This is a genomic window from Massilia aurea, assembly GCF_014200505.1.
GTDB classification, from domain to species: Bacteria; Pseudomonadota; Gammaproteobacteria; order Burkholderiales; family Burkholderiaceae_D; genus Telluria; species Telluria aurea_B.
Genome location: NZ_JACHBX010000001.1, coordinates 802259 through 824642 on the forward strand (window position 1 = coordinate 802259; position 22384 = coordinate 824642).

The window sequence follows — 22384 nt, forward strand, 5'->3', positions numbered from 1 at the left end:
AATCCATGTCCGCGCTGAACTACAAACACCTGCGTTACTTCTGGATGGTGGCCAAGACCGGCAGCATCGCCAAGGCCGCCTCGCAGCTGAACCTGACACCCCATTCGATTTCCGGGCAACTGTCCGAATTCGCCGATGCGCTGGGCGTGGCGCTGTTTCGCAAGTCGGGCCGCAGCCTCGAGCTGACCGACACGGGCCGCCGTATCGTCAGCTACGCCGAGACGATCTTCAGCACCGGCGACGAATTGCTCGAACTGGTGCGCGACAAAAGCTTCGCCACGATGTCGTTTCGGATTGGCTGCGCCGATTCGGTGTCGAAGCTCATTGCCTGCCAACTGGTGGAGCCGGCATTGAAGCTCAAGGAACCGGTGCGGCTGATCTGCCGCGAAGGGCGGCTCGACAGCCTGATCGGCGACCTGGCCGTGCACCGGCTCGACCTGGTCATTGCCGACCGGCCGATTCCCGGGCATTTCAGCGTGCGCGCCTATAACCACCTGCTGGGCCAGAGTCCGATGACGGCGCTGTGCACGCAGGCGCTGGCGGCGACGTTCGACCAGCCGTTTCCGGCCTGTCTGCACAATGCGCCGATGCTCTTGCCGGGAGAGGATTTCGCGATCCACCAGCGCCTGTTGCGCTGGCTGGAGCAGGCCGAGGTGCATCCGCACATCGTCGGCGAATTCGACGACAGCGCAATGATGAATGCGTTCGGCCAGTCAGGGGCAGGGGTGTTCTTCGTGCCGACGGTGATTGCGGCGCAGGTGAGCCAGCAATACCAGGTGGTGGCGCTGGGCCAGATCGATGGCGTGGTGGAGCAGGTGTATGCGATCACCACCGAACGCCGGATGAGTCATCCGGCCACGGTGGCGATCAGTACGCTGGCGCGCGACAAGCTGTTCGTTTGATGCGCGCCATGGCTGGCGTTACGGCTTGACGCTGATACCCGGCTCGCCGGCAGCCATGCGGCCGATGATCGCTGCGTCGGCAAAGCCTTCACGCGCGAACAGCGCCAGCACCTCGTCGGCGGCCGCGGGATCACAGGCCACCAGCAGGCCGCCCGAGGTCTGCGGATCGGTCAGCAGGGCGCGCTGCTCGGGCAGGATCGCCGCGTCGAGCTGCACATCCTTGCCATACGCTTCCCAGTTGCGCCCGGATGCACCCGTGAAGTAGCCATCCTGCGCCAGTTGCAGCACGCCCGGCAGCAGCGGGATGTTCGGCATGTCCAGCGTGGCATGCAGCTTCGCGCCGCGCGACAGTTCGAGCAAGTGCCCCAGCAGGCCAAAGCCGGTGACGTCGGTCAGTGCGTGCACGCCCGGCATGTCGGCCAGCAGGCGCCCGGGTTTGTTCAGCTTGGTCGTGTTGGCGATCATTGCTGCGTAGCCGTCAGCGCCCAGCTTGTCTTTCTTGAGCGCCGCCGACAGCACGCCCACGCCCAGCGGCTTGCCGAGGATGAGCACGTCGCCATCGCGGGCATCGGCATTGCGTTTGACTTTCGATGGATGCACGAGGCCCAGCACGACCAGGCCATAGATCGGCTCGACCGAATCGATCGTGTGGCCGCCCGCAATCGGAATGCCCGCTTCGGCGCAGATCGACTCGCCACCGCGCAGGATCTGCCCGATCGTGTCGAGCGGCAGCTTGTTGATCGGCATGCCGACCAGCGCCAGCGCCATGATTGGCGTGCCGCCCATCGCATACACGTCCGAAATCGCATTGGTGGCGGCAATGCGGCCGAAGTCGAACGGGTCGTCGACGATCGGCATGAAGAAGTCGGTCGTGGCGATCAGGGCCTGTTCATCGTTGAGCTTGTAGACCGCAGCGTCATCGGCCGTCTCGATGCCAACCATCAATTCCTTGGGCACGGGGAAGCCGTGCGACGACTTCAGGATCTCGGCCAGCACGCCGGGCGCGATCTTGCAGCCGCAGCCGCCGCCGTGCGAGAACGAAGTGAGTTTGATGGGTTGGTCGCTGGTGCTCATGGGATGTCCGGTAATCGTTGATCGTCTTGGATTATCCACCATGTGGCGTGGACGTGCATGGCATACGGGCCAATACACCTGTGAGGCCCACGAAAAATGCCTGCCGGCGTAGGGTGGGCGGGTTTCCCGCCCACGCGTTCAACACGTCTTGGCACACCACGGAGCGACATTCATTTGAACGCGTGGACGGCATAGCCGACTGCGCGTCCCGGTCCACCCTACGTCATGCCAAGTTGGTTCGAACGCGCAGACGACGCCCATAAAAAAACGGCTGCCGAAGCAGCCGTTTCTTGATTCACGCAGGGTGATTACTCACCAAACGAACGACGCACGCCGTCCGCCGAACGTGGGTGGGCACCCTTGTAGCCGCCTTCGCGACGGGCCGGCTGGCCTTCACGTGGGGCGCTGAAACGGTTGCCGTCACGTGGCGCGCTTGGCGCACGTGGTGCTGCGCCTGGTGCGCGGGCCGGGCCGGCTTCACGTGGGCCACGGTCAGCATAACGGCTTTCCGACGGGGCGCCACGGGCGCCGCTCGGTGCGCGGTCGGCGTAGCCTTCACGCGCGCCGGATGGCTTCGAGAAACCGCGCGATGCCGGCTTGGCCGACGGGCTGCGGCCGTCGCCTGGCTTCCAGCCAGCGCGGGCTGGTGCTGCAGCGCGCTTTGGCTCGAAACCTTCGACGACAGCGACCGGGATCGGCTGGCGCGTGAAACGCTCGATGCGGCGCACGTTCATGCTTTCGGCGTGGTTCACCAGCGAGACGGCGACACCGTTACGGCCAGCGCGACCGGTACGGCCGATGCGGTGGACGTAGTCTTCCGGGAACTTCGGCAGGTCGTAGTTGACGACGTGCGTGATGCTTGGCACGTCGATGCCGCGCGCGGCGACGTCGGTTGCGACCAGCACCTTGATGCTGCCACGGCGCATGCTGTCCAGCGTGCGGTTACGGGCGCCCTGGTGCATGTCGCCATGCAGTGCGGCAGCAGCGAAACCGGCGATGTTCAGGCGGTCGGCGATCGTGTCGGCGTCACGCTTGGTGGCGGTGAAGACCACGGCCTGGTCCATCGATTCGTCGCGCAGCAGGTGGTCCAGCAGGCGATTCTTGTGCGACAGGTCGTCGACGAAGTGGACGCGCTGCGAGATGTTCTCGTGGCGGTTGGTCGCGCTGGCGATCTGGATCGTCATCGGATCGGTCGTGATGCGGCGCGCCATGTTGCCGACGACGCCATCCAGCGTGGCCGAGAACAGCATGGTTTGACGGGCCGACGGGGTCGCGGCAACGATTTTCTCGATGTCGTCGATGAAACCCATGTCCAGCATGCGGTCAGCTTCGTCGAGCACGAGGATTTCGAGCTGCGAGAAATCGATCTTGCCCGATTCCATGTGGTCGATCAGGCGGCCTGGGGTGGCAACCAGGATTTCAGGATTCTTGGCCAGCAGTTGCATCTGTTTCGGGTACGGCATGCCGCCCAGGATCGAGACGCAGCGCAGGCGGCGCATGTGCGCCGTGTACTGTTCGGTGGCAGCCGAGACTTGCAGGGCCAGTTCGCGGGTTGGGGTCAGCACCAGCATTTTTGGCTGGGCAGCCTTGAAACGGACGCGCTCGCCTTTGGCGCGGGCAGCCTGGGCTTCTTGCGCAGCGGTCTTGCCGGCTGGCGTTTCTTCAGCGTTGGCCAGCTTGTTCAGTGCTGGCAGCATGAAGGCGGCAGTCTTGCCCGAACCGGTTTGCGACGAGACCAGCAGGTCGCGGCCGGCGATGGCGGCAGGAATGGCTTGCGCCTGGACTGGCGTAGGGGTGGTGTAACCGGTATCGGCAACAGCCTGGACGAGGGACGCGTGGAGGCCTAGGGCTTCAAAACTCATGTGATCTGTACTTTCGGAATAAATCAAATACGCTCGCACGGATGGCGCGAACGAAAAAATGCAACGCGAACCAACAAACGAAATGACTCAGAATGAAAGAAATTTCGGCACAAAAGCTTTGCGCCGGGACGGTGTCTGAAAGCGACACACAGGGCGGGAGGGCTTTAGAAAGGCGCTCAAATGAGCTGCCTGGGGTTTGCGGTGCTGCTTGGATGACTGCCTTGCTGCTGCCGCATCTGGATGTTTTCAGAAACGGGCGCGATGTCGCAGTGCACAAACCGAACTATACAGGTTTTTCGGCCTTCGTGCACGGACCCTTTGAAAATCGTATAACTGGCCCTGTGCGAAACAGCGGCCGGCACCCCCGTGGCGGGGATGCCGGCCGGAAATCAGCGCTGCTTGCGCTTGGACGACGTGTTGCGGGAAATGCGCTTGCTGTCCTTGCTCACGCCAGCCTTGGTCTTGAAGCGGCTGGTGGTGCGCTTGACGATGCCGCGGTCGGCTTCGAACGCGACGACGGCGTTGTCGATGATGTTCTCGGCGATGTCGCCATGGCTCGAGGTCGAGATTTTCGGCACCAGGATCGTCGAGCCCACTTTCAGGAGCGACTGCGCCGGGATGTTGTTGGCCTGGCGGATGACTTCTGGCGTGGTGCCGAACTTCGAGGCCAGCGAAGCGATGCTCACGCGCGCACCGGTGATCTTGTGCGTGGTCCAGGTCGACAGGGCATGGCCCCATTGCGCGAGGTTCAGGTGGAATTTCTCGGCGTTTTCTTTCGGCAGCAGGATCTGGGTCTGGGCGCCGCCAATGATGACCGGCTTCTTGAACTGCGGATTGAGCGCCTTGAATTCGTCGAGCGACATTTCGGCCAGCTGGGCTGCGACTGCCAGATCGATGTCACTGGTCTTGTCGACCGTGGTGAAGTAGGGCTGGTTGTCGATGGCTGGCAGCACGACGCCATAGTTGCCCGGATTGGCGATCACGTTCTTGACCGCCTGCAGCTTTGGCACGTAGTTGCGCGTTTCCGCCGGCATCAGGTCAGCCAGGCTTTCGAAATCGGTTGGCTTGCCTTCGGCCTGGTTTTTCTTGATGGCGCGCTGCACATTGCCTTCGCCCCAGTTATACGCAGCCAGAGCCAGCGGCCAGTCGCCGAACATCGTGTACAGGCGCTGCAGGTAGTTCAGCGCTGCATCGGTGGACGCCACAACGCCACGGCGCTCGTCCTTGAACATATTCTGCTTGAGGTCGAAATCCTTGCCCGTACCCGGCACGAACTGCCACAGGCCGGCAGCGTTGGCGCTCGACATGGCTTGCGGGTTGAAGGCCGATTCGATCACTGGCAGCAGTGCCAGCTCGGTCGGCATGCCGCGCTTTTCGAGCTCGGACACCACGTGGTACAGGTAAGGAGAAGCGCGGCCGGAGATACGGGACAGCGTGGCGGGATGATTGGCGTAGGCCTGGGTATGACGGGTAACGAGCGCGTTGTTCAGATCGGGAATCGCGTAGCCGCTGCGGATGCGGCCCCAGACGTCGGTTTCGCGGTATTCATCGAGTTTGGTCTGGACTTGCGAAGGTGCTGCGGTGGTGCGGCTGCCGACTGCGGCAGGCTGGACTGTGGGCAGCGAGGCTGCGTCCATGGCGAAACTGAGGGGTGACGCGGCCAGGAAGGCCAATGCAGCCAGTGCGAAGGTAGGACGTTTCGTGTTGTGCATAGCTTTCCAGTGTTGCGTTCAGGAACGAACGGACCGAGGACAAGGAGGCATAGTACGTAGGGATTGTCGAGCGCGTCAAGATGTATGACGCCTTCGTTACAATAAAAATGTCCTCTAGAATCGCGTACGTTGACATCATGAAAACAGAAGATGCCATCAGGATCATCGAAATTAATGAACCGCCGGTATTTTTGGTCAACAACACCGGGATTTGGTGGCGTTATCCACTGCGCATACGACCGCATCGGGCCAACGTTACCCCCGGGGCGGGGCCGATCTATGAGCACACGCAAAGAGTGCGTACAATCCGGCTTTTGCAGTCTGCATTGCTATTGAAAGTCTTCTATGAGCACTCCCAACCTCAACGCTGACGATGATGCCATCATCGGCGCGACCCGCAACTGGCTCGAACGCGCGGTGATCGGCCTGAATCTATGCCCGTTTGCCAAGGCCGTGTACGTCAAGGAGCAGGTGCGCTATGTTGTTGCCAACGCGACCACACCCGAGCAATTGCTTGAAACGTTAATGGACGAGCTGCAGCACCTGTCCGACACCGATGCCGCCAAGATCGACACCACGCTGATCATTCACCCGTTCGTGCTGGGCGATTTCGAGGATTACAACGAGTTCCTGGACGTGGCCGATGCCGCGCTCGAGGACATGCAGCTGGATGGCGAGCTGCAGGTGGCCAGCTTCCATCCCTTATATCAGTTCGCTGACACCGACATCAACGATATCTCGAATTACACGAACCGCGCGCCATACCCGATCCTGCACTTGCTGCGCGAAGAAAGCATCGAGCGCGCGGTGGCAGCCTTCCCGCAGGCGGAAGAGATCTTCGAAAAGAATATCGAGACGATGGAACAGCTTGGACACGACGGTTGGGACAAGCTCCATGTCGGACCAGCGTGAAGCGGGCGGGGCCAGCCCTGCACCAGTGACACCGGTAACACCCGGAACCCCGGCCGGCCGGCCGGACACGCCCTGCGTGGCCGTATGCTCGACCACGTTCGACGAAGTCTGCCGCGGCTGCGGCCGTACTGTGGCCGAGGTGGCTCACTGGGTGTCGATGAGCGCCGATGCCAAGGAGCTCGTCTGGCAGCGCATTCTGGCGCAGGGTTACCCGCGCCGGAACAAGTGATCGCGGCCCGTTACCTGGCTTATTGCCTTATCAATAGCTGCCGATAAAGTCGCGCTTGCCGATCGGCACGCCGTTGTGGCGCAGGATCGCGTACGCGGTCGTCACGTGGAAGCAGAACTGCGGCATCGCGAAGTGGGTCAGGTAGACCGCGCCGGTGTCGAAGTGGCGTGCGCGTTCGCCGCTGCCATGGGTGATCGGGCGGGTTGCGCCGGCGTCGATGTCCGCTTGCTCGAGGCTATCGAGAAAACCAACCGTACGCGTGATGCGCTGCTGCAGTTCGGTGAAGGTGCGCTCGCCATCTTCATAGCGCGGCGATTCGATGCCGGCCAGGCGTGCCCCGGCGCCCTTGGCGAAATCCGTGGCGAGCTGGATCTGGCGCGCCAGCGGGAACATGTCGGGAAACAGCCGGGCCTGTAACAGGGCATCCGGTTCGATGCGCCGCTCCAGCGCATGGGCCTCGGCTTTTTCTAGCACGCCGGCCAGGGCGTCGAGCAATTGGCGAAACACCGGCACCGAAGCGGCGTACAGGGAATGACTCATCAGATTCTCCTCGATTAGAAACGCGTTCATGACAATCCATCATAGCAAGTCTGGTCGCGCGTTGCCGACGGTTGGTTATGCGCCGTTAGCTAGTGACGCTTAGCAAGCGACGGCGCATAATCGCGTTTTTTACACCAAATCAGTAAAACCAGCGCCAGCGGCGCCAACGTCCATGTCCACATCGTCATCCGCCACTCCCACCATCCTGTCGCGCTTGGGCAGCCTGTATGGCCGCTCGCTGTACCGCGCCTTGCTGCTGGTGGTGTTCGTCGGCCTGGCGGGGCCGGCGGCCGTGGGCAGTTATCTTCTGATCGGGGTGCAGGAGCGCGCTGCGGTTGCTGCGGCGCTCGACGACTCCCTGCAGCGCAATGCAGAGATCCTCGCGCTCGGCGTGCAGGAGCCGCTCTGGAACCTCGATCCGGACACGGCGCGGCCGCTGCTCGATGCGATGCTGCGCGATCCGGCCGTCGTCATTGTCGAGCTGCATGGTCCGCAAGGCGAGGTCGCGCTGCGGGTGCGCTCGCCCACACGTCCCCTTGGCCGTGTGCTCAGCGCCGAACGGCCGGTTGTGGTGCGTGGCGAGACGATCGGCACCGTGCGTCTCGAGATGGACGACTACCGCAGCCAGCAGGAGCTGCGCCGCAAGCAGCGCAACTATGCGCTGGTGGTCGTGGGGCAGGTTGCCGTTTCGCTGCTGCTGATCGCGCTGCTGCTGCGGCGCCGACTGCTGTCGCCGCTGCGCCGCCTGATGGGGTTTTCCGACCGCCTGGCGCGCGCCGACTTCGATACGCCGCTGGCACTGTCAGCGGCCGACGAGCTGGGGCGCCTGGGCCGGCAGATGGAGCACATGCGCCTGGCCATTCGCGATCTGTTTGCCGATATCGCGCGGCGTGAAGAACAGTTTCGCAGCATCGTGAACCAGGTTCCCGGCGCGGTGTTTCGCGTGCGCGCCGGCGGGGCCATTGAGTTCGTGAGTGACGCGATCGAAGACATCACCGGCCACTCGGCAGAGCGCCTGATGCGCGCCACGACCGACGACTGGAGCGATATCGTGCATCCGGAAGACCGGCGCAGGTACAGCCACACGGTGCGCCACGCCGCGCGCGTTGGCGATGCTTATCAGCTGGAATACCGGATCATCGATGCCCACGGCGTGGAGCGCTGGGTGCAGGAAAGCGGCCAGCCGCAAGGATTATCGGGCGTGGCCGCGCTGGACGGCGCGGTGCGGATCGACGGCATCATCTCGGATATCAGCGAGCGCAAACACAACGAGATGCGCATCGAAGCGCTGCTCACCGAGCAGGGCGCGATCCTCGACAACGTGATGTTCGGCGTGCTGTTCGTGCGCCAGCGCCGCATCGTCTCGAGCAACCGGCGCGGCGAAACGCTGTTCGGCTATGACGAAGGCCAGATGGTCGGCCAGTCGACCGAGATCCTGTACCCCACGCGCGAAGATTACGAGCAGACCGCCATGACGCAATACCCGCTGCTCGCGCGGCGCATGGACCTGGGCGAGGAACACCAACTGCGCCATCGCGACGGCAGCCTGTTCTGGTGCCTGGTGAGCGGCTCGGCGCTCGACCCGGCGTACCCGGACGAAGGCAGCATCTGGGTGTTCGCCGACATCACCGAGCGCAAGCTGGCCGAAGAAAAACTGCGCCTGTCGGCCACGGTGCTCGAGCACATCGCCGATGGCGTGATGGTGCTGGACGTGTCGGGCCGGATCGTTGCCGTCAACCCGGCCTTTACCGGCATCACCGGCTACAGCGAAGAAGAGGCGCTGGGGCGCGAGTCGAGCATGATGCGTGGCCGGCTCCAGGACGACGCCTTCTATCACAAGCTGTGGCGCGAGCTGGACGAGACGGGTTTCTGGCGCGGCGAGATCTGGGACACGCGCCGCGATGGCGAAGCGTATCTGGAGTCGCTGACCGTCACCGCAGTGCGGGGCGACGCCGGCGCGATCACGCATTATGTGTCGGTGTTCAGCGACATCACGCGTGCGCGCGAATCGCAGAACCAGCTCGATCACCTGGCGCACCACGATCCCCTGACCGCGCTGCCCAACCGCCTGCTGTATCACGACCGCCTGCGCCACGCGATGACGCGCGCGCAGCGCGACGGCCAGCAGCTCGCAGTGCTGTTCATCGACCTCGATCGCTTCAAGAACGTCAACGACACGCTGGGGCACCACGTCGGCGACGAACTGCTCAAGCAGGCCGCCTTCGCGCTGGCCCGCTGTCTGCGCGAAGGCGACACGCTGGCGCGCCTGGGCGGCGACGAATTCATCGTACTGCTCGAGGATATCGGCGGTGTCGCCGGCGCGACCCGCGTGGCGGCCAAGCTGATCGCAATGTTCGAGCAGCCGTTCATGGTGTCCGGCTACGAGCTGTTCGTCACCGGCAGCGTGGGCATCAGCCTGTATCCGCAGGACGCGCAGGACATGCACATGTTGATCCGCAACGCCGACGTGGCGATGTACCAGGCCAAGGCACGCGGGCGCAACGGCTACCAGTTCTATGCGGCGTCGATGAGTGGCGACGGCGTCGAGCGCCTGCGCATGGAAGGCCTGCTGCGCCGCGCGATCGACAAGAACGAGATCTATCTGGCATATCAGCCGCAGGTCGAGATAGACACCGGCCGCCTGACCGGCGTGGAAGCGCTGGTGCGCTGGCACAGTGCCGAACTGGGCCAGATCGGCCCGTGTCAATTCATCCCGCTGGCCGAAGACACCGGCTTTATCGGCCAGCTTGGCCAGTGGGTGCTGCAGGAAGCCTGCCGCCAGATGGTGGCGTGGGAAGCGCAGGGTTTGACCATGCCGAAGATCGCCGTGAACCTGTCGGTGCGCCAGTTCGAGCGCGGCGGCATGGCAGCGATCGTGACCGAGGTGCTGGAATCGACCGGCCTCGCGCCGCACCGCCTGCAGCTGGAAGTGACCGAGTCGATCATCATGAACACGGGCGACGCGCTGCAATACGTGAAGGACCTGCATGCGATCGGCGTGGGGCTGGCGATCGACGATTTCGGCACCGGTTACTCATCGCTGGCGTATCTGAAGCAGTTGCCGGTGCAGACGCTCAAGATCGACCGCAGCTTCATCAAGGATATCTCGCAGGGACCGGACGACGAGGCCATCGCGGTTGCCATCATCCAGCTTGGCAAGAGCATGAACCTGTCGGTGATTGCTGAAGGTGTCGAGCGCGCCGATCAGGCGGCGTTCTTGCTGCGCCATGGATGCAATCTGGCGCAGGGGTATTTGTATGGGAAGCCGGTGGCGGCGGGTGAGATTCTGGCGCGCTGGGGCGGGCAGGGTTAGTCCGCGCCGCCCAGCAGCAGCCGCAGATTGCAGTCGCGCTGCCATTCGCGCCGCTCTTCGCTCGATTGCGCCAGGCGCGCCAGTTCGGCCGGGGTGATCTCGGCCTGCGCCTGGATCAGACGATCGGCCACGCCGCCATCGGGCACCATCGTGCCGAAGAACGCCACGGTGTCGCCGCGCTGCAGCAGCAGCGTCGGGAAGTTGTCGACATCGAGGTCGCCGACCAGGGCGGCCTGGTCTTCGATGTCGATCCAGATGAAGTGCTTGTCCGGGTGGCGCGCGGCCAGGCTCTCGAACGTCGCGCGGTAGGTCGCGCAGGTGCCGCACCAGGCGGCGCACAGGCAGGCAACCGTCCAGGCGTCGTCATGGACGGCGGCGACGGCGGCGTCGAGGGTCGAAGAATCGAGGGTCAGGCTATGCATGGAGCGCATTTTACTCCGTGTTGCGCTGCAATGTGGGGGGGAAGGCCGGCTGGCATGGATGGCGCCCGGCCAAGCGGTTAAAATACGGGATGCCTACCATTCTTGCCATTGAAACCTCGGCCGAGCTGGCGTCTTGCGCGCTCCTGGTCAACGACGCCGTCATTGCCCGTGCCACTGCCGGCGTGCGCAGCCATTCGCAATCGATCCTGCCGATGGTGCAGGAACTGCTGCGCGAAGCCGGCATTGCGCTGGCGGACTGCGACGCCATTGCCTTCGGGGCCGGTCCCGGCTCGTTTACCGGCGTGCGCACGGCGTGCGGCGTCGCGCAGGGATTGGCTTACGGCGCCAATCTTCCCGTGCTGCCGATGGTGACGCTGGCAGCGATGGCCGAAAGCTGCCGGGCGCGCTGCGGCGCGACCGAGGTTCTGGCGGTGCTCGACGCGCGCATGGGCGAAGTCTATTGGGCGCAGTACCGCTTTGATGGCGCATGGCGCGAAGTCGTGGCGCCCACGTTGAGCGCGCCGCAGGCCGTGGCGCCGCTGGCCGTCGCTGGTCTGCAGGCGTGCGGCAATGGCTTCGAGGCGTATGCCGATGCCTTCGCCGGGCAGGCATTTGCGGTCGGCGCCATGGCGGACATCGTGCCACATGCGCGTGAGATGGCGCCCCTTGCCGTTGGCGCGCTGGCGGCCGGGCAGGGCGTGCCGGCGGCACAGGCGCAGCCGATTTACCTGCGCAACAAGATCGCGTTCACCACGGCCGAGCGCCTGGTGATCAATGCCGCCAAGGCCGCTGCATGAGCGACCTGCAAGAGCTTGGCCTGCAACTGGCGCCGATGACGGCGGCCGACGTGGGCGAGGTGTGCGCGCTGGAGGCGAGCGTGTTTCCGTTTCCCTGGAGTCGCGGGAACTTTATCGACTCGCTCAACAGCGGCTACGATTGCTGGACCGTGCGCGATGGCGAGGGTGCGCTGGCCGGCTACTACCTGTTGATGTACGCGCTCGACGAAGCGCACCTGCTCGACGTCGCAGTCGCGGCGAATCGCCAGCGCCAGGGACTGGGCCGGCGCTTGCTGGATGTGCTCGCGGCGCGCGCGCGCAGCCAGGGCATGACGTCGATCCTGCTCGAGGTGCGGCCGTCGAACGAGCGCGCGCTGGACGTGTACCGGCGCCATGGCTATGTCCATATCGGGCGCCGCAAGGGCTACTATCCGGCCGGCGCTGCGGGCCGTGAAGATGCCATCGTGATGAGGCTGGATTTATGAAGACCGTGAGCGGGCGCGATGCGCTGTTTCTGAACGAGATGGGGATCGGGCCGTTGTGGCAGTTGCGGGCGACGGCTGCACCGTTGACGGATGCTGCTGGTGACGACGTTGTTGACAGCGATGCTGGTGCCGCGGTCGATGCTGCGCCGACGGTGGTGCCGGCTTCTGCTTCTGCGCCTGTTGCTGCACCTGTTGCTGCACCGGTGCCGGTACCCGATCCTGCGCCGGTTGCGCGCGGGATGACGCCGCTGTCGGCGCCGCCGTATCGCAATCCGCCGCCCGTCGCCACCGACGCGGCGTGGGACGACGGCAGTGACGCCGCGCCGGCCGCGCCCGACGTATCGACGCTCGACTGGGCCGGCTTGCGCCAGGCGATTGCCGGCTGCAAGGACTGCGCATGCGGGGAAGGGCGCAAGCCCGTGTATGGCGACGGACCACGCCAGGCGCGCTGGCTGATCGCCGCCGGTACGCCGAGCGCGCTCGACGAGCAGGCCGGCCAGCCGCTGACGGGCGATCCGGGCAAGTTGCTGGGCAATATGCTGCACGCGGTCGGCCTGTCGCGCGAGCGCGATGCCTATGTCACGCCGCTGGTGAAGTGCCGCCCGGTCAATGCCAGGGGCGGCGAGCGTGCACCGACGCCTGAGGAAATCACGGCGTGCCGGCCGTTCCTGGAGCGCGAGCTGGCGCTGACGGGCGCAACGACGGTGCTGACGATGGGGCAGGTCGCGGCCAATGGCCTGCTGGGCCGCGCGCTGAACGAGCCGCTGGCCGGCGTACGTGGTCAGGTGCATGCGCTGGGCGAAGTGCCGCTGGTCGCCACGCTGCATCCGGGTGAATTGCTGCTGCGCGGCGCCGACAAGGCGCTGGCCTGGGCTGACCTGTGCCGGGCGCGTTCGCTTGCACCCCGCACCTAGTTATCAGGCCGCGTTCCACGCGCGCTGGCGGCACCTGACGCGGCCACCCGTGCGTGCACTTGCCTGGCTGCTCGACTCGCCCGACCTGCTCGATGGCGCCGCACCGGCATGGGCCGGACGCGTGGCCACGCTGGGCCAGGTCACGGACGATGTCGCTACGTGGCTGGCGCAGTTGGATGCCGACCCATCGGCCCTGAACGCCGCGCTCGGCGAGAAACCGTCCACGCGACTGGGACTGTATGCCGAAAAGCTGATGGCGTTCTACTTCGCGCAGCAGGGGCGGCTGGTCGCGCACGGCCTGCAAATCCGCGCCAACCGTAACGACACGGTCGGCGAATTCGATTTTTTGCTCGAGAATGGGCCGGATGCGCTGGAGCACATCGAGTTCGCGACAAAGTTCTATCTGCAGGGCGAAGGCGGTGCAGGGGGGCTCGACACATTGGTCGGCCCCAACCTGGCCGACACGCTGGGCCTGAAGATGCGCAAGATCTTCGAACGCCAGCTCGCACTCGGCCAGCATCCGGCCGCGCAAGCGCAACTGCCACGCCCCGTCAACAAAGCGGGCGCCCTGGTCAAAGGCTGGCTGTTCTACCCCGCCGGTCACTGGCCAGCAATGCAAGGTATCACCCAAGGCCATTGCCGCGGCTTCTGGTGCGCACTGAGCGAGCTGGACAATCTGCCCGACGACACCTACGTCATCCTGCCAAAACTCGAATGGCTGGCGCCACTGCGCACCGCTTCACCGACTTGGGCAATGACCCGCGCACAACTGGCAGCCGAATTGACCGACCGCTTCGCCATATCAAACACCCCAGCGCTGATCGCGCGCGTCCGCCCACACGACAACGCACTGGAAGAAGCAGACCGCGGCTTCATCGTCCCCAACGACTGGCGCACCCGCGCCCAAACCGCCACCCCTAACCCCTAATCAGGATTAATTAGGGTCAGAGTCGATTTATTGGGCAATTTCCCGAATTGCCCAATAAATAGCCCCCGACGCTGCCGCAAACCTCGCTGATCGGCCCGCCTAATAAAGTAGGGTCAGAGTCGACTTAATGGGCAATTCCCCAAAGTTGTCAAACAATTCGACTCTGACCCTAATTGTTTTTTTGCTTGCTGGACACGTCTGGCTTGACCGTCGGCACCAAATTCAGCCGATGACTGAATCGGTTCGGAAAGCGCTGACAAAGGCGTAGCCGCCAGCAAGTTCAGGCCTGCCAAACAATGAGGGTCAGAGTCGAATTATTGAGCAATTTCTCGCGAATGCGGAGAAAGTGGGGACAGAGTGCCTGTCGTGAGCTATTGCCTGCTGGGCATGCCGAGCAGGGGAAGCTTTAGGGAAAGGGGTCAGGCGAAACGTTGTTAAACAATTCGACACTGACCCTAGTTTTAGTGTTTGCCTTCGCCGATCAGGCCGAGGGAGTCGTGTTCGCGCTGGTTCAGCAGGTGGCGGCGCTGGATCAGCAGCATGATGCCGGCGACGGACAGGCCGAAGATGACGATGATGATGTTCAGGTCGAGGTTCAGCGTGATCATCACGGCGTAGGCGGCGAGCATCGTCAGGATCGACAGGTTCTCGTTGAAATTCTGCACCGCGATCGAGTGGCCGGCGCTCATCAAGACGTGGCCGCGGTGCTGCAGCAATGCGTTCATCGGGACCACGAAGAAGCCCGACAGGAAGCCGATGAAGGCCAGCAGCGGGTAGGCCAGCGTCACCGATTTCACGAACACCATGCTCGTCACCACCAGGCCCATGATGATGCCCATCGGGATCACGGTGAGCGACTTGCGCAGCGGGATCATGCGGGCGGCCATCGCGGCGCCCAGTGCGACGCCGATCGCGACCACGCCGATCAGGTTCGTCGCCTGGTCCAGCGGCAGGCCGAGCGATGCTTCGGCCCACTTGAGCACGATGAATTGCAGCGTCGCGCCAGCGCCCCAGAACAAGGTCGTCACCGCCAGCGAAATCTGGCCCAGCTTGTCACGCCACAGCGTGGCCGAGCAGTTGGCGAAGTCGGTGATGAGCTTGATCGGATTGCGTTCCTGGTGCTCGTAGCGCGCGCCGGTGTCCGGAATGCGCAGGTTGAAGATGGCGGCCAGGATATAGATTGCGACGACGACGGCCATTGCGGCCTCTGCCGGTGTATCGATGCCCAGGCGCGGCAGCAGGTCGAACGAGAGCAAGAAGCCCGAGCCGCGCGGGCTGACCAGCGTGCCGCCCAGCACCGTGCCGAGGATGATCGACATCACAGTCAGGCCTTCGATCCAGCCATTGGCTGGCACCAGCTTTTCCGGTGGCAGCAGCTCGGTCAGGATGCCGTATTTGGCAGGCGAATACACGGCCGCGCCAAAGCCGACGACGGCGTAGGAAATCAGTGGGTGCACTGTGAAGAACATCAGCGCGCAGCCGAACACCTTGATGATGTTCGCGATGAACATCACGCGGCCCTTGTTGAGCGCATCGGCGAAGGCGCCGACGAAGGCGGCCAGCAGCACATAGAACAGGACGAACGACAGCTTCAGCAGCGGAGTGAGCGATGCCGGGGCGTCCATTGCGACGAGCAGGCTGATCGCGACAAACAGGAGCGCGTTATCTGCCAGCGACGAGAAAAACTGCGCCGCCATGATGGTATAAAAACCACGGTTCATTCTAAAATTCTAAAGTTCGGTCCGGGTTGCTTTATACCATGAATGGCTGGCGTGGCGAAGCCAATACGATGCACCGTGACTGCCCCGGCAACGCCCGGTGGCCTGCTCCGGTAGAATAGCCACTCCCACTTTTCGTACCGGTTTCATCCCGATCGCCGACCATGCCGCGCCCACTCTTTGCCACTATTCACCCGGACTCGATGCAGCACAATCTGTCGCAGGCCCGCACCTGCGCGCCTATGGCGAAGATCTGGGCGGTCGTCAAAGCCGATGCCTATGGCCACGGCCTCGAACGCGCGATGCACGGCTTCGCCACGGCTGATGGCCTGGCCCTGATCGAGCTTGAAAACGCCATCCGCCTGCGCGAGCTTGGCTGGATCAAGCCGATCCTGTTATTAGAGGGATTCTTCGAAGCGGCCGACGTGCCCCTGCTGGCCGAACACAATATCGTCACGGCCGTGCACTCGGTAGAACAGATCAAGCTGCTCGAATACACCCAGCTCTACCGCCCGATCGATGTCTACCTGAAAATGAACACCGGCATGAACCGCCTGGGCCTGCGCCCGGACGAATACGCAGCCGCCTACAAGCGGCTGCGCGCGATCCCCGACGTGCGCAACATCACGCACATGACGCACTTCGCCAACGCTGACGAGCTGGAACATCCGCTCTTGACCATCGCCGAGCAGGTGCGCCGCTTCCAGATCGGCGCCGGCGATCTGCCCGGCGAGCGCAGCCTGTCCAATTCGGGCGGCGTACTGCATCAGGCCATGATCAGCGAACACCTCCAGAACGACTGGGTCCGCCCCGGCATCATGCTGTACGGCGGCACGCCGGGCGGGCGCAGCGCGGGCGATTTCGGCCTGCGCCCGACCATGACGCTGCGCTCGGAAATCATCGGCATCCAGCACATCGAGCGCGGCGACACGGTCGGCTATGGCAGCCGCTTCGTGGCCGACGGCCCGATGACGATCGGCGTGGTCGCCTGCGGCTATGCCGATGGCTACCCGCGCAGCGCGCCACACGGCACGCCGGTGATCGTCGATGGCGTGCGCACGGGGCTGATCGGCCGCGTCTCGATGGACATGATGACAGTCGACCTCTCACCCGTACCCAATGCGCGCATCGGCAGCAAGGTCACGCTGTGGGGCGATGGTCTGCCGATCGACGACGTGGCGCACGCCGCCGGTACGATCGGCTACGAGTTGATGTGCGCCGTCGCGCCGCGCGTGCGCATCGCCGAAGGCCGCCTGGGCACCGATGGATAACCGATAGAGAACATGGCAAAAGCAAAAACCAACTACACCTGCTCCGAGTGTGGCGCGATCGCCACCCGCTGGATGGGCCAGTGCGCCGACTGCAAGGCCTGGAACACGATGGTCGAAACCGTCGTCGAGGCGCCCGGCGTGAACCGCATGTCGCAAACCCCGCATCGGGCGCTGGCGCAGACCGCGCCGGTGCTGTCGCTGGCCGATATCGAGGCAATCGATGTGCCGCGCTTTGGCACCGGCATCGAAGAATTCGACCGCGTTCTGGGTGGCGGCCTGGTGGCCGGCGGCGTCGTGCTGATTGGCGGCGACCCGGGCATCGGCAAGTCCACGCTGCTGCTGCAGGCACTGGCCAGCTTGTCCAAAACACGCTCCACGCTGTATGTCAGCGGTGAGGAATCCGGCGCCCAGATTGCATTACGTGCGCGCCGGCTCGCGGTCGACGCGCAAGACCTCAAATTACAGGCCGAGATCCAGCTCGAGAAAATCCTTGGCACCATCGCCGACCTGAAACCCGAAGTCGCGGTGATCGACTCGATCCAGACCGTCTATTCCGACGCCCTGACATCGGCCCCCGGCTCGGTGGCCCAGGTGCGCGAATGCGCGGCCCAGCTGACGCGCGTGGCCAAGCAGACCGGCGTGACGATCATTCTGGTCGGTCACGTGACGAAAGAGGGCGCGCTGGCCGGTCCGCGCGTGCTCGAACACATAGTCGACACGGTGCTGTATTTCGAGGGCGATACGCAGTCGAGCTTCCGCCTGGTGCGGGCGATCAAGAACCGTTTCGGCGCCGTCAACGAGCTAGGTGTGTTCGCGATGACCGAGAAGGGTCTGAAAGGCGTATCGAATCCGTCCGCGCTGTTCCTGTCGCAGCACGACACGCCCGTGCCGGGCTCCTGCGTCATGGTCACGCAGGAGGGCACACGTCCGCTGCTGGTCGAGATCCAGGCGCTGGTTGACACGAGCCACCTGCCCAATGCGCGCCGCCTGTCGGTCGGTCTCGAGCAGAACCGGCTGGCGATGCTGCTGGCGGTGCTGCACCGCCATGCCGGCATTGCCGCATTCGACCAGGACGTGTTCATTAACGCGGTCGGTGGCGTGAAGATCACCGAGCCGGCGGCCGACCTGGCCGTGCTGCTGGCCATCAATTCATCGATGCGCAGCAAACCCTTGCCGCGCGGGCTCGTGGTGTTTGGTGAAGTAGGCCTGGCCGGCGAGATCCGGCCGGCGCCGCGCGGCCAGGAACGCCTGCGCGAAGCGGCCAAGCTGGGCTTTTCGATTGCCGTGATTCCGAAGGCGAATGCGCCGAAGCAGAAAATCGAGGGCATGACGATCATCGCCGTCGAACGCATCGAAGAAGCGTTCAACAAATTGCGCGAACTCGACTAGCCACGTGACCAACCGGTACGGCCCAACAATGCCGTGCCGGAACCCGTGGATGTTCCTATAATAGTGTCTCTTATCAAGCATCATGGGAAACACGTGTTACAAGAGCAGAGGCAGTCCCCGCGCAAAGTATTGCGTACCAAAGTCTGGCTGGCCATCGACGGCCGGGCGCCATTTACTGGCAAGAGCGTCGATGTGAGCACCAACGGCATCAGTGTCAACATTCCCGACCCGGTGCCAGTCGGGCTCGCCGGCCAGCTGCGTTTCGACCTGATGATCGACGGTCGCTTCACGACCATCGACACCCACGCCAAAGCGCTGCACTGCATTTTCAGTGGCGGTGAGTACAAAGTGGGGTTCAAGTTCCAGAGCCTTGACCTGGCAGCGGTGACGGCGCTGGCGCGCTTTCTGCGCTGACATCGACGCTGATCTCGATGTGCCATGCGACAAGCGGCGAGCGCCCTGGGGCCTCACCGCTTGCTGTCTGACCCGCTGAGCGGGTTTGTCGCTATTCGTGATAGCGGTCTTCGAGTTGCCTGGAACTTCCACGTACTTCCTGGTAGATCTCGAACGCGACCAGCGCCGCCAGCCCGCCCAGGATCCCCATGACCATCATGTCCAGCATACAATCATCAACGCCGTTGGGCATCCCCTCCATGTGAAAACGACACTTCAGGTTAGCAGCTGACACCGTATTTACAAGGCTGGCGACGCGCAAAAAATATCGGTGACCGCCCAGCCGCGCGCCGCGTCCCCACCGGCAATGCCATGCTTGCGGCCGTGTCATGTTCGTGTCACATTTCAGAATATGTCATGAACTTGTCATATTCGCCCGCTAGACTGCGCTTCATCGTCAGCGGGATCGTCCCGTCGTTCTATTTTCAGAGGATCAGATATGCGCATGAAGCATCTCTTCGTTTCGATCGCCGTCGCCGCTTCGGCATTCACCGCAACCGCCCAGGCCGCCAACATCACCGGCGCAGGCGCGACGTTCCCTTATCCGATCTACGCCAAATGGGCCGAGCTGTACAAGGCAGCATCGGGCAATGGCCTGAATTACCAGTCGGTCGGTTCCGGCGCCGGCATCAAGCAGATCAAGGCCAAGACCGTCGACTTCGGCGCGTCCGACATGCCGCTGGCAGCTGCTGAACTCAACGCCGCCGGCCTGTTCCAGTTCCCGGCCGTGATGGGTGGCGTCGTGCCGATCGTGAACCTGGCCGGCATCGCCCCGGGCCAGATGAAACTGAGCGGCGCCGTCATCGCCGACATCTACATGGGCAAGATCGTCAAGTGGAATGCGCCGCAGATCGCCGCGCTGAACCCGGGCGTCAAACTGCCGGACGCCGACATCACTGTCGTGCGCCGCGCCGACAGCTCGGGCACCTCGTTCCTGTGGACCGATTTCCTGTCGAAGTCGAGCCCGGAATGGAAGACGAAAGTCGGCGCCGGTACCACCGTCAAGTGGGCAGTAGGCGTGGGCGGTAAGGGCAACGAGGGCGTGGCCGCCAATGTGCAGCGCATCAAGGGCGGCATCGGCTACGTCGAGTGGGCCTACGCCAAGAAGAACAAGATGTCACACACCCAGCTCCAGAACAAGGATGGCGTGTTCCTGCAACCAAGCGACGACGCCTTCAAGGCTGCCGCCGCTGGCGCCAACTGGTCGGGCACCCCGGGCTTTGCGGTCATCCTGACCGACCAGCCAGGCAAGGACAGCTGGCCAGTCACGGGCGCGTCGTACATCCTCGTGCACAAGGCCCAGGATGCGGCCAAGGGCAAGGAAGTGCTGAAGTTCTTCGACTGGTCGTACAAGAACGGCGCCGCCTCGGCTGCTGAACTCGACTACGTGCCAATGCCTGCACCGGTCATCAAGCTCGTGCAGGACGCCTGGCGCACCAATCTGAAAGACACCACCGGCAAGGCGCTCTGGTAATCCACTAGTTTTCATCATCGAAGGACCGGCTTGACCGGTCCTTCTGCATGCCAGCAATATTGACAAAACGATATTGATTACGAGTCTTATAGCGAGTCTTCCACACATATGAGCGCCCACCCATCCTTGTCCGCGCAGGACCTGCCTGAACAGGCAGCAGCCGAAGACGCCCGTCGTTACGCCGCGTTGCGCACGACGATGCGCAACCAGCGCATCCAGGACTTCTTCTTCCACAAAATCACGCTGCTGTTTGCTGCCACGGTCCTGGCGGTGCTGATCGGGATCATCATCTCGCTGGCCATCGGCGCGGCGCCGGCGTTCTCGCAGTTTGGCCCGGGCTTCATCACCCGCGTCGAGTGGGATCCGGTCAACGACGAGTTCGGCGCCATGATCGCCATCTGGGGCACGCTGGCCACGTCGATCATCGCGCTGGCTGTCGCGTTTCCGATCAGCTTCGGCATCGCGCTGTTCCTGACCGAGATCTGCCCGGCCTGGCTGCGTCGCCCGCTGGGCACCGCCGTCGAGCTGCTCGCCGGCGTGCCGTCGATCATCTACGGTATGTGGGGCCTGTTCGTGTTCGCGCCGATGTTCGCCGACCACGTGCAGCCGCTGCTCAAAGAAACCATCGGCCAGTTGCCGGTGATCGGCGTCATCTTCCAGGGTCCGACGATGGGCATCGGCATCATGACCGCCGGCCTGATTCTGGCAATCATGATCATCCCGTTCATCGCCTCGGTGATGCGCGATGTGTTCGAGATCGTGCCGACCGTGCTGAAGGAATCGGCGTATGGCCTCGGCTGCACCCGCTGGGAAGTGGTGCGCAAGGTCGTGCTGCCATACACCCGCAACGGTGTGGTGGGCGGCGTCATGCTGGGCCTGGGCCGCGCGCTCGGCGAGACGATGGCCGTGACGTTCGTAATCGGTAACGCGCATTCGCTGTCGGCGTCGCTGTTCTCGCCGGGTAATTCGATTTCGTCGACGCTTGCCAACGAATTTGCCGAAGCGGCCAGCACGCTGCACTCGTCGTCGCTGTTTGCGCTGGCACTGATCCTGTTTGGCATCACGTTCATCGTGCTGTCGGCAGCCAAGATCATGCTGCTCGGTATGTCCCGTAACGAAGGTACGAAATAAGATGAACACTGCTACCAAGAACCCGGTATACCGCCGGCGCCTGCTGGCGCACCGCATCGGCATCACGCTGTCGGTGTGCGCGATGGGCATCGGCCTGGCCTTCCTGGCCTGGATTCTGTTCACGCTGCTGTACAACGGCCTGGGCGGCCTGTCGGCCACGCTGTTCACGGCGGACACGCCGGCCCCGGGCACGCCCGGTGGCGGCTTGCGCAATGCGATTCTGGGCAGCGTGATGATGGTCGGTCTGTCGACGCTGATCAGCACGCCGGTTGGCATCCTGGCCGGTATCTATCTGGCTGAATACGGCGAGAACAACAAGTTCGCGCAAGTCACGCGCTTCGTGACCGACATCATGCTGTCGGCCCCGTCGATCGTGATCGGCCTGTTCGTGTACGCCATCTACGTCGCCAAGGTCCAGCACTTTTCGGGCTACGCCGGTACGATCGCGCTGTCGCTGATCGCGATTCCGGTCGTCGTGCGCACCACCGACAATATGCTGCGCCTGGTACCGCCCAGCCTGCTCGAAGCAGCCTATGCGCTGGGCGCGCCGCACTGGAAAGTGGCCCTGACCGTGCGCCTGCGCGCCGTGAAGGCCGGCGTCGTTACTGGCGTGCTGCTGGCCGTGGCCCGCGTTACCGGTGAAACCGCGCCGCTGCTGTTCACCGCGCTGAACAACCAGTTCTACAGCCACGACATGAATGCGCCGCTGGCCAACCTGCCGGTGGTGATCTACACCTATGCCATGAGCCCGTATGACGACTGGCGCTCGCTGGCCTGGGCCGGTGCATTGCTGGTGACCACGACCGTGTTGCTGCTGAACATTCTGTCGCGTACGCTGTTCAGCCAAAAAACCCCGAATTAATTCACTCTGATAAACGA

General features: G+C 63.7%; 21 protein-coding genes. 15 read left to right on the forward strand and 6 right to left on the reverse strand.

The features are described from left to right. Positions 1-5: 5 nt before the first annotated feature. The gene (nhaR, locus tag HD842_RS03555; RefSeq protein WP_183551037.1) at positions 6-902 is read left to right on the forward strand and encodes a transcriptional activator NhaR; all 897 of its coding nucleotides are present in this window, start codon (positions 6-8) and stop codon (positions 900-902) included. Between the two features lie 18 nt (positions 903-920). On the opposite strand, the gene selD is transcribed toward nhaR, so the two are convergent. From selD to HD842_RS03570, 3 genes are all read right to left on the reverse strand, one after another. Next, positions 921-1976 carry a selenide, water dikinase SelD gene (gene selD / locus HD842_RS03560; RefSeq protein ID WP_183551040.1) on the reverse strand — a complete coding sequence of 352 codons (1056 nt, stop codon included), beginning with the start codon at positions 1974-1976 and terminating at the stop codon, positions 921-923. Positions 1977-2284: 308 nt separating this feature from the next. Further along, on the reverse strand, positions 2285-3838 hold the full coding sequence (locus HD842_RS03565) for a DEAD/DEAH box helicase (protein WP_183551043.1): 1554 nt from the start codon (positions 3836-3838) through the stop codon (positions 2285-2287). A 389-nt stretch (positions 3839-4227) separates the two neighbouring features. After that, positions 4228-5550, reverse strand: coding sequence for a transglycosylase SLT domain-containing protein (locus tag HD842_RS03570; protein ID WP_183551045.1), 1323 nt, complete (start codon positions 5548-5550; stop codon positions 4228-4230). Positions 5551-5687: 137 nt separating this feature from the next. Between HD842_RS03570 and HD842_RS03575 the strand changes: the two genes are divergently transcribed. From HD842_RS03575 to HD842_RS03585, 3 genes are read left to right on the forward strand one after another with little or no spacing between them, the layout of a single operon-like run. Next, positions 5688-5921, forward strand: coding sequence for a hypothetical protein (locus HD842_RS03575; RefSeq protein WP_183551047.1), 234 nt, complete (start codon positions 5688-5690; stop codon positions 5919-5921). After that, positions 5896-6462 (forward strand): DUF1415 domain-containing protein, encoded by a 567-nt coding sequence (locus tag HD842_RS03580; RefSeq protein WP_183551050.1) that lies wholly within the window; start codon positions 5896-5898, stop codon positions 6460-6462. Before HD842_RS03575 ends, HD842_RS03580 begins: the two co-directional genes overlap by 26 nt. Continuing rightward, the gene (locus tag HD842_RS03585; RefSeq protein ID WP_229424581.1) at positions 6446-6691 is read left to right on the forward strand and encodes a DUF1289 domain-containing protein; all 246 of its coding nucleotides are present in this window, start codon (positions 6446-6448) and stop codon (positions 6689-6691) included. Before HD842_RS03580 ends, HD842_RS03585 begins: the two co-directional genes overlap by 17 nt. 30 nt (positions 6692-6721) lie before the next feature. Here the strand turns inward: HD842_RS03585 and HD842_RS03590 are convergent, their stop codons facing one another. Then, entirely contained in the window at positions 6722-7231 is a 510-nt protein-coding gene (locus HD842_RS03590; protein ID WP_183551053.1) for a DUF1993 domain-containing protein, read from the reverse strand. A 172-nt stretch (positions 7232-7403) separates the two neighbouring features. Between HD842_RS03590 and HD842_RS03595 the strand changes: the two genes are divergently transcribed. Next, positions 7404-10544 (forward strand): EAL domain-containing protein, encoded by a 3141-nt coding sequence (locus HD842_RS03595; RefSeq protein ID WP_183551056.1) that lies wholly within the window; start codon positions 7404-7406, stop codon positions 10542-10544. Here HD842_RS03595 and HD842_RS03600 read toward each other — a convergent pair. Next, positions 10541-10966, reverse strand: coding sequence for a thioredoxin family protein (locus tag HD842_RS03600; protein ID WP_183551059.1), 426 nt, complete (start codon positions 10964-10966; stop codon positions 10541-10543). The genes HD842_RS03595 and HD842_RS03600 overlap by 4 nt on opposite strands. A gap of 89 nt (positions 10967-11055) precedes the next feature. Here HD842_RS03600 and tsaB point away from each other — a divergent pair, with 89 nt between their 5' ends. Genes tsaB through HD842_RS03620 form a run of 4 tightly spaced genes read left to right on the forward strand, consistent with a single transcriptional unit; the run spans position 11056 to position 14069 of the window. Further along, positions 11056-11763, forward strand: a complete 708-nt coding sequence (gene tsaB, locus HD842_RS03605; protein ID WP_183551062.1) for a tRNA (adenosine(37)-N6)-threonylcarbamoyltransferase complex dimerization subunit type 1 TsaB — start codon at positions 11056-11058, stop codon at positions 11761-11763. Further along, positions 11760-12227, forward strand: coding sequence for a ribosomal protein S18-alanine N-acetyltransferase (gene rimI, locus HD842_RS03610; protein ID WP_183551065.1), 468 nt, complete (start codon positions 11760-11762; stop codon positions 12225-12227). Before tsaB ends, rimI begins: the two co-directional genes overlap by 4 nt. Next, complete coding sequence (locus tag HD842_RS03615; RefSeq protein ID WP_229424582.1) at positions 12224-13141, forward strand: uracil-DNA glycosylase; 918 nt, start codon at positions 12224-12226, stop codon at positions 13139-13141. The genes rimI and HD842_RS03615 overlap by 4 nt, the downstream gene beginning before the upstream one ends. Positions 13142-13190: 49 nt before the next feature. Then, complete coding sequence (locus HD842_RS03620; protein WP_370660780.1) at positions 13191-14069, forward strand: DUF1853 family protein; 879 nt, start codon at positions 13191-13193, stop codon at positions 14067-14069. 461 nt (positions 14070-14530) lie between these two features. On the opposite strand, the gene lplT is transcribed toward HD842_RS03620, so the two are convergent. Next, complete coding sequence (gene lplT / locus HD842_RS03625) at positions 14531-15790, reverse strand: lysophospholipid transporter LplT (protein WP_183551072.1); 1260 nt, start codon at positions 15788-15790, stop codon at positions 14531-14533. A gap of 161 nt (positions 15791-15951) precedes the next feature. On the opposite strand from lplT, the gene alr reads away from it, so the two are divergent. The 6 genes from alr (at position 15952) to pstA (ending at position 22367) form a co-directional block, all read left to right on the forward strand. Beyond that, the gene (alr, locus tag HD842_RS03630) at positions 15952-17058 is read left to right on the forward strand and encodes an alanine racemase (RefSeq protein ID WP_183551075.1); all 1107 of its coding nucleotides are present in this window, start codon (positions 15952-15954) and stop codon (positions 17056-17058) included. A gap of 12 nt (positions 17059-17070) precedes the next feature. After that, a complete protein-coding gene (gene radA, locus HD842_RS03635) occupies positions 17071-18447 on the forward strand; it encodes a DNA repair protein RadA (RefSeq protein ID WP_183551078.1) in 1377 nt (458 codons plus the stop codon). 93 nt (positions 18448-18540) lie between these two features. Next, on the forward strand, positions 18541-18861 hold the full coding sequence (locus HD842_RS03640) for a PilZ domain-containing protein (protein WP_183551081.1): 321 nt from the start codon (positions 18541-18543) through the stop codon (positions 18859-18861). Between the two features lie 478 nt (positions 18862-19339). Beyond that, positions 19340-20374 carry a phosphate ABC transporter substrate-binding protein PstS gene (gene pstS, locus HD842_RS03645; protein ID WP_183551084.1) on the forward strand — a complete coding sequence of 345 codons (1035 nt, stop codon included), beginning with the start codon at positions 19340-19342 and terminating at the stop codon, positions 20372-20374. A gap of 108 nt (positions 20375-20482) precedes the next feature. Beyond that, positions 20483-21505 (forward strand): phosphate ABC transporter permease subunit PstC, encoded by a 1023-nt coding sequence (gene pstC, locus HD842_RS03650; RefSeq protein ID WP_183551087.1) that lies wholly within the window; start codon positions 20483-20485, stop codon positions 21503-21505. A 1-nt stretch (position 21506) separates the two neighbouring features. Next, on the forward strand, positions 21507-22367 hold the full coding sequence (gene pstA, locus HD842_RS03655) for a phosphate ABC transporter permease PstA (RefSeq protein WP_183551089.1): 861 nt from the start codon (positions 21507-21509) through the stop codon (positions 22365-22367). The last annotated feature ends 17 nt before the right edge of the window (positions 22368-22384 follow it).

Coding starts and splice junctions, on each gene's coding strand:
- nhaR (WP_183551037.1), top strand. CDS start 6: ATGTCCGCGCTGAACTACAAACACCTGCGTTACTTCTGGATGGTGGCC.
- selD (WP_183551040.1), bottom strand. CDS start 1,976: ATGAGCACCAGCGACCAACCCATCAAACTCACTTCGTTCTCGCACGGC.
- HD842_RS03565 (WP_183551043.1), bottom strand. CDS start 3,838: ATGAGTTTTGAAGCCCTAGGCCTCCACGCGTCCCTCGTCCAGGCTGTT.
- HD842_RS03570 (WP_183551045.1), bottom strand. CDS start 5,550: ATGCACAACACGAAACGTCCTACCTTCGCACTGGCTGCATTGGCCTTC.
- HD842_RS03575 (WP_183551047.1), top strand. CDS start 5,688: ATGAAAACAGAAGATGCCATCAGGATCATCGAAATTAATGAACCGCCG.
- HD842_RS03580 (WP_183551050.1), top strand. CDS start 5,896: ATGAGCACTCCCAACCTCAACGCTGACGATGATGCCATCATCGGCGCG.
- HD842_RS03585 (WP_229424581.1), top strand. CDS start 6,446: ATGTCGGACCAGCGTGAAGCGGGCGGGGCCAGCCCTGCACCAGTGACA.
- HD842_RS03590 (WP_183551053.1), bottom strand. CDS start 7,231: ATGAGTCATTCCCTGTACGCCGCTTCGGTGCCGGTGTTTCGCCAATTG.
- HD842_RS03595 (WP_183551056.1), top strand. CDS start 7,404: ATGTCCACATCGTCATCCGCCACTCCCACCATCCTGTCGCGCTTGGGC.
- HD842_RS03600 (WP_183551059.1), bottom strand. CDS start 10,966: ATGCATAGCCTGACCCTCGATTCTTCGACCCTCGACGCCGCCGTCGCC.
- tsaB (WP_183551062.1), top strand. CDS start 11,056: ATGCCTACCATTCTTGCCATTGAAACCTCGGCCGAGCTGGCGTCTTGC.
- rimI (WP_183551065.1), top strand. CDS start 11,760: ATGAGCGACCTGCAAGAGCTTGGCCTGCAACTGGCGCCGATGACGGCG.
- HD842_RS03615 (WP_229424582.1), top strand. CDS start 12,224: ATGAAGACCGTGAGCGGGCGCGATGCGCTGTTTCTGAACGAGATGGGG.
- lplT (WP_183551072.1), bottom strand. CDS start 15,790: ATGAACCGTGGTTTTTATACCATCATGGCGGCGCAGTTTTTCTCGTCG.
- alr (WP_183551075.1), top strand. CDS start 15,952: ATGCCGCGCCCACTCTTTGCCACTATTCACCCGGACTCGATGCAGCAC.
- radA (WP_183551078.1), top strand. CDS start 17,071: ATGGCAAAAGCAAAAACCAACTACACCTGCTCCGAGTGTGGCGCGATC.
- pstS (WP_183551084.1), top strand. CDS start 19,340: ATGCGCATGAAGCATCTCTTCGTTTCGATCGCCGTCGCCGCTTCGGCA.
- pstC (WP_183551087.1), top strand. CDS start 20,483: ATGAGCGCCCACCCATCCTTGTCCGCGCAGGACCTGCCTGAACAGGCA.
- pstA (WP_183551089.1), top strand. CDS start 21,507: ATGAACACTGCTACCAAGAACCCGGTATACCGCCGGCGCCTGCTGGCG.